This window comes from Variovorax sp. P4_D9 (assembly GCF_056401695.1).
Window position 1 is genome coordinate 1 of the sequence record NZ_JBFUIU010000383.1, and the last position, 8,460, is coordinate 8,460.

Here is an 8,460-nt window from a genome sequence, read left to right on the forward strand (position 1 = left end):
GGTCAGTCCCAGCAGCGCCCTGCCGGCACGCCGCGTGTAGACCACCGCGCCACCGAGGAAGAAGGCCGATGCGCCCGGGATCGCCAGCAGCGCAGCCGACACCAGGCCGCCGGCCGAGGATTCGGTGACCGCCACGGTCTGGCCGCGCTCGCGCAGGGTGGCGCCGATGCGGGCGGCGAGCGTGGCAAGCGATGGCAGGTCGGACATTCGGGACTCCTGGAGCGTTGAGTTGTCCGATCATGACGTGGCCGAGAAGACCTTTGCGGCCGACGAGGAGCTCGCTAGACTCGGGTCGTTCAACAGGCCAACCCCATGATCTTCGAGCAGATTGCCACTGGCGGATGCCAGTCCTACCTGGTGGGCTGCGACGAGACGCGCGCTGCCGCGCTGATCGATCCTGCGCTGAGCCAGATCGACCACTACCTCGCCCTCGCCGCCCAGAACGGCGTGCGCATCCGCTACCTGATCGACACCCACACCCACGCCGACCATTTCTCGGCCACCAAGGAACTCGCGCGCCAGCTGGCGGTGCCGGTCGTGATGCAGCGGGCCAGCCCGGCGCCCTTCGTCGACATGCGGATCGGCGACGGCGAAATGATCGTGGTGGGCAGCATGCGGCTTCAGGCGCTGCACACACCGGGGCACACCCGGGATTCGATGTGCATCCGGGTGGAGGATCGCCTGTTCACCGGCGACACCCTGCTGATCGGCGGCACCGGTCGCACCGATCTCCCGAGCGGCGATCCGGAGGCGCTCCATGACAGCTTGTTCAACCGCGTGCTGCGGCTCGACCCGGCGCTCAAGGTGTTCCCGGCGCACGACTACAAGGGCCGCAGCCATTCGACGATCGGCGAAGAACTGGCGTCGAACCCGCGCCTGCAGCAAACCGAGCGCGGCGCCTTCGTTGCGATGATGCGCAGCCTCAACCTCACGATGCCGACCCACCTCACCGAAGCGCTGCGCACCAACATGAGCGGCGGCAAGACGGTGGCGCGGCTGATTGCCGAAGCCACGGCGGCCGTGCCCTTCATGTCGCTGATCGAACTCAGGGCACGGGTGGAGGCCGCGGAGGACGACCTGATCGTGCTCGACGTGCGCGAGCGCGATGCCTACGAGGGCGGCCACATCCCCGGCGCACGGCTGCTGCCGCGCGGCCAACTCGAACTGCGCGTCAACCAGGAACTGCCCGACCCGACCCGGCGCATCCTGACCTGCTGCGAGCTGGGCTACATCTCGACGCTGGCGGCCGCGACGCTGCGCGAGATGGGGTTCACGCATACGGTCGCGCTGGACGGCGGCATGAAGGCCTGGCGCGAGGCCGGCTATCCGCTTGAAGGCGTGCAGGGCGCCGGGCGCACTGCCTGAGGGTCGTCGCCGGACTGGCTGCGCGCAGCCTTGAGCACGTCCGCAATCAGGAAGGCCAGCTCAAGGCTCTGCGATCCGTTCAGCCGCGGATCGCAGGCGCTGCGATAGCGCGCCGAAAGTCCCTCGTCCGTCAGCGCCTGCGCGCCGCCGCGGCATTCGGTGACGTCCTGGCCAGTCATCTCGAAATGCAGGCCGCCGGGGTAAGTGCCCTCCTGCCCGTGCGCTGCAAAGAAACCCTGAAGCTCCAGGAGGATGCGTTCGAAGTCGCGTGTCTTGTAGCCGTTGGAAGAGGTCACCGTATTGCCGTGCATCGGGTCGCAGCACCAGACCGGCTTGCGCCCCGCACCGCGCACGGCGCGCAGCAGCGGCGGCAGCCGGTCGGCGACCTGCTCGCTTCCCATGCGCGTGATCAGCACCAGCCGGCCAGGCTCGCCTTCCGGGTCGAGCAGGTCCATCAGGCGCAGCACATCGTCCGGGCTTGCCAACGGCCCCAGCTTGACGCCGATCGGATTGTCGATGCCGCGCATGTACTCGACATGGGCACCCTCGATCTGGCGGGTGCGCTCGCCGAGCCAGAGCATGTGGGCCGAGCCTCCGTACCAACGGCCGGTGCGCTCGCTGAAGCGGGTCAACGCCTCCTCGTAGTGCAGGTGCAGGGCTTCGTGCGAGGTGTAGAACTCCACCGCGTGCAACTGCGGCGCCCGGGCGGCGTCGAAGCCGCAAGCCTCCATGAACGCCAGCGACTCGGTGATGCGGTCCGCGAGTTCTTCGAAGCGCGCGCCCTGCGGGCTCGCGCGGACGAAGTCCGCTGTCCACCGATGCACCTCGTGCAAGTCGGCAAAGCCGCCCTGGGCGAGCGCACGCAGCAGGTTCAGCGTGGTCGCGGAATGCGAGTAGGCCGTGAGCAGGCGCGAGGGGTCCGGCTGTCGCGCTTGCGCCGTGAACGCACTGCCGTTGATGATGTCCCCGCGGTAGGAGGGCAGCTCCGCGCCTTCCTGCTTCTCGACGTCGGAAGATCGCGGCTTGGCGAACTGGCCCGCGATCCGCCCCACCTTCACGACCGGACAGGCGGCGGCGTAAGTCAGCACGACGGCCATCTGGAGGATCACCCGGAAGGTCGATTCCACCGGCTCCTGGCCGAATTCGTCGAAGCTTTCGGCGCAATCGCCGCCCTGCAGCAGGAAGGCCTCGCCGCGCGACACGGCCGCCAGGCGTTCGCGCAGTTGCGATGCCTCGCCGGGAAAGATGAGGGACGGCAGGCCGGAGAGGTGGCGCTCGGTCTCCTGCAGCGCGTGCACGTCGGCATAGGTCGGCATCTGCAGCGCAGCGCGACTTCGCCAGGAGGATGGGCGCCAGTCCAGGTGAGACATCGTTGAGAACTCCAAGTCTCGCCGATTAGACCAGAGCTCCGGTGGGCGATGGCAGGCTCAGTCGGACGTCACTCCCGCATCGCGAATCATCTGTTCCCTTTCCAAACGCGCGACGCGCATGCGCTTGATGTAGTCGTCTGTGCTTCCAGGCAAGGCCACCATGCCGTTCTGCTGGATGACTCTTTGAACCCCGGGTTCGACCAAGGATTTCTGAACCTCGTCATGCAGGCGGCGCACGATCTCGGGCGGCGTTCCCCGCGGCACCGCGAGCCCCATGTCGACCGTCGCCATGCCGACCTTCGGATAGGTCTGCGCCACCGTGGGCGTGCCGGGCAGCAGCGGGAACGGCTCAAAAGAAGTCACCGCCAAGATCTTGAGCTTTCCGGCCTCGGCCATCGGCGTCACGCTCGCCGGCATCCCGAACAGCACGTCGACCTGGCCGCCGATCAGGTCGGTCATGGCATTGGCCGTGCCCTTGTACGGGACATGGGTCCATTGGATGCCCGTCGCCTTGCCTAGCGCTTCGGCGATCAGTTGATGCGGGGTTCCGATGCCGGGCGAGGCATAGCTCAACGGCGTCTTGCTCTGCTTCGCGTAGGCGATCAGCTCCTTGAGCGTCTTCGCCTGCATCGGGTTGGTGGCACTGACGGCAAGCACGACCGGCGCCCCGACGATGTTGGCGACCGGGCTCAGGTGCGCAAGCGCATCCTCGGCCGGTTTGCCCTTGAGCGCGGGGTTGATGGTGTAGATGCTGTCGGCGTTGAGCAGCAACGTATAGCCGTCCGGTGCCGCCTTGGCGACGTACGCGGCCGCGATCTGGCCGGCACCGCCCGGCTTGTTGTCGATCACGACCGGTTGCCGGAGCGAATCGCTCAAGGTCTTGGCGACGGCGCGCGCGATCACATCGGCGCCGCCACCCGGACTGTAGGGAACCACGAAGGTGATGGGCCGGCTCGGATAGTCGGGTGCAGCACTCTGGGCGGCAGCGCCGGAGCCGATCGCGCAGAAGACGAACGGCAAGGCAAGGCGTCGGAGAAAGTTCATGGTGTTGTCTCGCATGCCTCTTGAATCATCGATCGGTCGTCGCCGCGGCTTCGGACGCCAGCGCGGGATAGTCGGTATAGCCGCGGTGGTCCGGCGCGTAGATGCTGTCCGTGTGCAACGGATTGAGGGGTGCGTTCAAGGCGAAGCGGCGAACCAGATCGGGATTGGCGATATACAGGCGACCGAACGAGATCAGGTCGGCTCGGCCTTCCCGGAGCACCTCCTCCGCGCGCGCCTGGGTGAACGCGTTGTTCGCAATGTAGAGGCCCCTGAACAGGGTTCGCAGCTTGCCGTAGTCGAGCTCGCAGGTGGGTGGCAGCGCATTCGACGAGCCTTCGACCACGGCCGCGTAGCAGATGCCCAGCTTGCTCAGTTCACGCAAGGCAGTGGCCAGGAGCAGCTCGGGATCGGAATCGGAGAGCTGGTAGTTGGACGGGCTGGTCGGCGACAGCCGCACCCCCACGCGCTCGGCGCCCCAGATCTCGGTCACGGCCGAGACCACCTCGATCATGAGACGGCAGCGATTCAAGGGCGAGCCGCCATACGCATCGGTGCGCAGGTTGGACGAATCGCGCAAGAATTGGTCGAGCAGGTAGCCATTGCCGGCATGGACCTCGACACCGTCGAAGCCTGCCGCCATGGCTCGCCGCGCAGCCGCACGGTAGTCATCGATGAGGCGGCCGACTTCCTCGGCGGGAAGTTCCCGCGGCACGTGCAGCGGCAGCCGGCCTTCACGTGTGCGCACCGTGCCGAAGGGCTGCACGGCCGACGGCCCGATCGGAACCTGCCCCTGGGGCTGGGTCAGCGGATGCGAATTGCGTCCGCAGTGCCAGAGTTGAAGGAACATGTGCCCGCCATTGCGATGCACGCCTTCCGTGACGCGCTTCCATCCTGCCTGCTGCGCGTCCGTGAAGATGCCGGGGGTCTCGGGCCAGCCGAGGCCTTCGGCAGAGATGGCGGTCGATTCCGAGATGATCAGGCCGGCCGTCGCGCGCTGCGCGTAGTACGCCGCGTTGAGCGCATTGGGCAATTCGCCTGGCGAACGATTGCGCGTCATGGGCGACATGACGACGCGGTTCGGCAGTCGATAGGGGCCGAAATCGATCGGTTCGAGCAATGGTGACTGGGTCATGTGTTGGACTGCGCGATGAATGCGCGGCGCAGCATGTCTCCTGATGAGGCAACTCTAGCCCTCGCCGAATGGCAGCACCAGCGCTGATTCGGCAGCGTGAAGATGCCGAATGGGAACGGCAGAATCCCTAGCTTCGCTGCCGGCCCGGCTTCTGCACGCGCTCCGATGCCGCGGCCTCCAGGTGCGCCGCCAGCGCCTTCGCGGCYGGGGACAGCCGCTTCTCGTCGTAGAAGCAGATCGCGAAGCGGCGCTGGGCCCATCGATCGGTCAACGGCAGCACCTTGAGCCCATAGGTGGAGGCCACGGGCTCGGCGACCTCGCGCGGAACCACTGCGATGCCGAGATTGGCGCGCACGCAGCGCAACGAGGCATCGAAGGTAGAGACCACGGCACGGTAGCTGATCGGCTTGCCGATGATGGCGGCGGCTCGCGCCAGCATGGTGTGCACCGCCGTCGACGCCGGCAGTCCCACATGGTCGTAGGCCAGCGTTTCCTCGAATGCACAACGCTTCCTGCCCGCGATCGGATGAGAAGCATTGGCAATGATGGCCAGATGGTCGTTGCGATAGGGCCTGATCTGCAGGCCCTCGAGGTCCGCGGCGTCCCAACAGACCGCGAGCGGCGCCAGTCCTTCCCGCAAGCCGCTGACAACGTCGCGACTGAGCGCTTCCTCGATGTCGATCCGGATCTCTCGATGTTCGGGGACATGCAGGAAGGCAGCGATATCGTCCGGCAGGAACTCGGCGATTGAGGAGACCGTGGCGAGCACCCTCACCTGCCCCTTGATCCCCTTGCCATAGGCGGCCATATCGCGCGAGACCCGGTCGGCACCGGCGAGCATGGCGCGTGCATGCTCCAGCAGGATCTCGCCGGCGCCGGTGATCGCGACGCCGCGCCGATTCCTTTCGACAAGGACATTGCCCAGGCTGTCCTCCAGTTGCGCAATGCGCTTGCTGATGGCCGAGGCGACGATGTGATGCTGTTCCGCGGCGCGCGCAATGTTGCGAGTCTCGCAGACGGCGACGAACAGCCGAAGGCTCGTGAGGTCGAGGTCGTGCATGGAATCAAGTAGTGTGAGGTTCCGAATGGGAACGCTGTCCGTTCCAATCTACCGCTTTTCGGAGTAAGAGGGAATGTCTACAGTCTCCCTCACGACGCCACGACTGTGCGCCGAGACCCTGGAGACAAGCACATGACACTCAATTCCACCCGCCTGCCGCGCAGCGCCGTGATCCGCGAGGTCGGTCTTCGCGATGGCCTGCAGAGCATCGCCACCATCCTCCCGACCGCGCAGAAGATCGAATGGATCCGCGCCGCCCATGGCGCCGGCCAGCGCGAGATCGAGGTCGGATCCTTCGTGCCGGCACGGCTGCTGCCGCAGCTGGCAGACACCGCGGAACTGGTCGCGTTCGCCAAGACGCTGCCGAACCTTTGCACCTCCGTCCTGGTGCCCAATCTGCGCGGTGCGGAAAGCGCGATCGCGGCCAAGGCCGACCTGATGATCGTGCCGCTCTCGGCCAGCCACGCCCACAGCCTGGCCAACCTGCGCAAGACGCCCGACGAAGTGGTGGCGGAAGTGGCGAAGATCCGCGCGGCGCGCGACGCCGCGGGATCGCAAACCCTGATCGAGGGTGGTGTCGGCACGGCCTTCGGCTGCACGCTGCAGGGCCTGGTCGACAAGCGCGAGGTGCTGCGCCTGATGCAGGCGCTGCTCGACGCCGGCGCCGATCGCGTGAGCCTGGCCGACACGGTCGGCTATGCCGATCCGGGCATGGTGCGCGACCTGTTCGAGGACGCCGTCAAGATCGCCGGCGACCGCTTCTGGTGCGGCCACTTCCACGACACCCGCGGGCTCGGCCTGGCCAACGTCTATGCGGCGCTGGAAGTTGGCGTGGCCCGCTTCGACGCCTGCCTGGCCGGCATCGGCGGCTGCCCCCACGCGCCGGGGGCCAGCGGCAACGTCTCGACCGAAGACCTGGCCTACATGCTCGGCAGCATGGGCATCGAGACCGGCATCGACATCGGCCAATTGCTGGTGCTACGCGCCCGCGTCGCCGAGTGGCTCGCCGGCGAGACACTGCACGGCTCGCTTTGGCAAGCCGGCCTGCCCAAGACCTTCGGCCTAGCCGCCGAAGCCGTCTCCGTCTGAACAAACCGAGAACCCTTTCATGACCTCCGCTGCTTCTCCCCTACCCCTCGCCGGCGTCCGCGTGCTCGAATTCACCCACATGGTGATGGGCCCGACCTGCGGCATGATCCTCGCCGACCTCGGCGCCGAAGTCATCAAGGTCGAGCCTCCGGGCGGCGACAAGACCCGCAAGCTGCCGGGTTTGGGCATCGGCTTCTTCCGCTCCTTCAACCGCAACAAGAAGAGCGTGGTGATCGACATCGGCACCGACGAGGGTCGCGCCACCGCGGCCGAACTCGCGGGCCAGTGCGACGTCGTGCTGGAGAACTTCCGCCCCGGCCTGATGGCCAGCTTCGGGCTCGACTACGAGACGCTGTCAAAGAAGTATCCGCGCCTGATCTACGTCACGCACAAGGGCTTCCTGCCCGGGCCCTACGAGAATCGGCTGGCGCTCGACGAAGTGGTGCAGATGATGGGCGGGCTGTCGTACATGACGGGTCCGGTCGGCCGGCCGCTGCGCGCCGGCACTTCGGTCAACGACATCATGGGCGGCATGTTCGGCGCCATCGGCGTGCTGGCTGCGCTGCGCGAACGCGAGCTGACGGGCAAGGGCCAGGAAGTGCAGAGCGCGCTGTTCGAGAACTGCGTATTCCTGTCGTCGCAGCACATGCAGCAGTTCGCGATGACCGGAGAGCCGCCGCCGCCGATGCCTTCGCGCGTGTCGGCCTGGAGCGTGTACGACGTCTTCACGCTGGCCGACGGCGAGCAGCTCTTCATCGGCGCGGTCAGCGACAAGCAGTTCCTGACACTGTGCCGGGTGATCGAGGCCCCCGAGCTGGCGGCCGATCCTGCCCTGGCCAGCAACGCGCTGCGCGTGGCTGTGCGACCGGCGCTGCTGGTAAGGCTCGGAGACATCCTGAAGCACCACCGCGTCGAGGAACTCTCACCGAAGCTCGAAGCGGCCGGCATTCCGTACGCGCCGATCATGCGGCCCGACCAACTGGTCAACGACCCGCACCTGAAGGCCAGCGGCGGCCTGGCAACGATGGAGTGCGAGGACGGCGAAACGACCGACGTCGTGCTGCTGCCGCTGCTGATGGGCGGCCGCCGCCCCGGTGTACGGCATGCGCTGCCGGGCATTGGCCAGCACACCGAGGAGATTCTCGCCGGCCTGCCGAGCCACGTTCCCGCCTGACACCCATCAACCAAGACACACGGAGACAGACATGACCTTCACCATTCAACGCCGCGGCATCACCGCATTGATCGCTGCCGCCTTGGCCTTGAGCGCGACGGGCAGCTTCGCCCAGGGCTCCGACAAACCGCTGCGCATGGTGCTGCCGGTCGGCGCCGGATCCGGCGTCGACACCATCATGCGAGCCGCCACGCCATCGCTCACCAAGGCGCTCGGCGGCCAGGCC

8 protein-coding genes and 1 pseudogene are annotated in these 8,460 nt (G+C 67.1%); 4 read left to right on the plus strand and 5 right to left on the minus strand.

Annotated elements, in window-relative coordinates:
• Window positions 1–207: CinA family protein (locus tag AC1DY5_RS31880; protein ID WP_478117975.1), on the minus strand; the 207-nt coding region annotated here is incomplete at its 3' end.
• A gap of 105 nt (window positions 208–312) precedes the next feature.
• On the opposite strand from AC1DY5_RS31880, the gene AC1DY5_RS31885 reads away from it, so the two are divergent.
• Window positions 313–1,365 carry an MBL fold metallo-hydrolase gene (locus tag AC1DY5_RS31885; RefSeq protein ID WP_478117977.1) on the plus strand — a complete coding sequence of 351 codons (1,053 nt, stop codon included), beginning with the start codon at window positions 313–315 and terminating at the stop codon, window positions 1,363–1,365.
• On the opposite strand, the gene AC1DY5_RS31890 is transcribed toward AC1DY5_RS31885, so the two are convergent.
• The 4 genes from AC1DY5_RS31890 to AC1DY5_RS31905 form a co-directional block, all read right to left on the minus strand.
• Window positions 1,323–2,735, minus strand: a complete 1,413-nt coding sequence (locus tag AC1DY5_RS31890) for a class II 3-deoxy-7-phosphoheptulonate synthase (protein WP_478117979.1) — start codon at window positions 2,733–2,735, stop codon at window positions 1,323–1,325. The two genes, AC1DY5_RS31885 and AC1DY5_RS31890, sit on opposite strands and share 43 nt — an antisense overlap.
• 57 nt (window positions 2,736–2,792) lie before the next feature.
• Entirely contained in the window at window positions 2,793–3,779 is a 987-nt protein-coding gene (locus tag AC1DY5_RS31895; protein WP_478117981.1) for a Bug family tripartite tricarboxylate transporter substrate binding protein, read from the minus strand.
• 25 nt (window positions 3,780–3,804) lie between these two features.
• Window positions 3,805–4,911: an alkene reductase gene (locus tag AC1DY5_RS31900; protein WP_478117983.1), complete on the minus strand. Its 1,107-nt coding sequence runs from the start codon at window positions 4,909–4,911 to the stop codon at window positions 3,805–3,807.
• A 127-nt stretch (window positions 4,912–5,038) separates the two neighbouring features.
• The gene (locus tag AC1DY5_RS31905) at window positions 5,039–5,971 is read right to left on the minus strand and encodes a LysR family transcriptional regulator (protein WP_478117984.1); all 933 of its coding nucleotides are present in this window, start codon (window positions 5,969–5,971) and stop codon (window positions 5,039–5,041) included.
• Between the two features lie 132 nt (window positions 5,972–6,103).
• Here AC1DY5_RS31905 and AC1DY5_RS31910 point away from each other — a divergent pair, with 132 nt between their 5' ends.
• From AC1DY5_RS31910 to AC1DY5_RS31920, 3 genes and pseudogenes are all read left to right on the plus strand, one after another.
• Complete coding sequence (locus AC1DY5_RS31910; protein WP_478117986.1) at window positions 6,104–7,060, plus strand: hydroxymethylglutaryl-CoA lyase; 957 nt, start codon at window positions 6,104–6,106, stop codon at window positions 7,058–7,060.
• Window positions 7,061–7,079: 19 nt separating this feature from the next.
• Window positions 7,080–8,234, plus strand: a complete 1,155-nt coding sequence (locus AC1DY5_RS31915; protein ID WP_478117988.1) for a CaiB/BaiF CoA transferase family protein — start codon at window positions 7,080–7,082, stop codon at window positions 8,232–8,234.
• Window positions 8,235–8,265: 31 nt separating this feature from the next.
• Window positions 8,266–8,460, plus strand: a pseudogene (locus AC1DY5_RS31920) (tripartite tricarboxylate transporter substrate binding protein); the annotation flags it as partial.

Excerpts from the sequence above, each read along its gene's own strand:
- AC1DY5_RS31915 (WP_478117988.1), top strand. The coding sequence starts at position 7,080 with ATGACCTCCGCTGCTTCTCCCCTACCCCTCGCCGGCGTCCGCGTGCTC.
- AC1DY5_RS31910 (WP_478117986.1), top strand. The coding sequence starts at position 6,104 with ATGACACTCAATTCCACCCGCCTGCCGCGCAGCGCCGTGATCCGCGAG.
- AC1DY5_RS31900 (WP_478117983.1), bottom strand. The coding sequence starts at position 4,911 with ATGACCCAGTCACCATTGCTCGAACCGATCGATTTCGGCCCCTATCGA.
- AC1DY5_RS31895 (WP_478117981.1), bottom strand. The coding sequence starts at position 3,779 with ATGAACTTTCTCCGACGCCTTGCCTTGCCGTTCGTCTTCTGCGCGATC.
- AC1DY5_RS31890 (WP_478117979.1), bottom strand. The coding sequence starts at position 2,735 with ATGTCTCACCTGGACTGGCGCCCATCCTCCTGGCGAAGTCGCGCTGCG.
- AC1DY5_RS31885 (WP_478117977.1), top strand. The coding sequence starts at position 313 with ATGATCTTCGAGCAGATTGCCACTGGCGGATGCCAGTCCTACCTGGTG.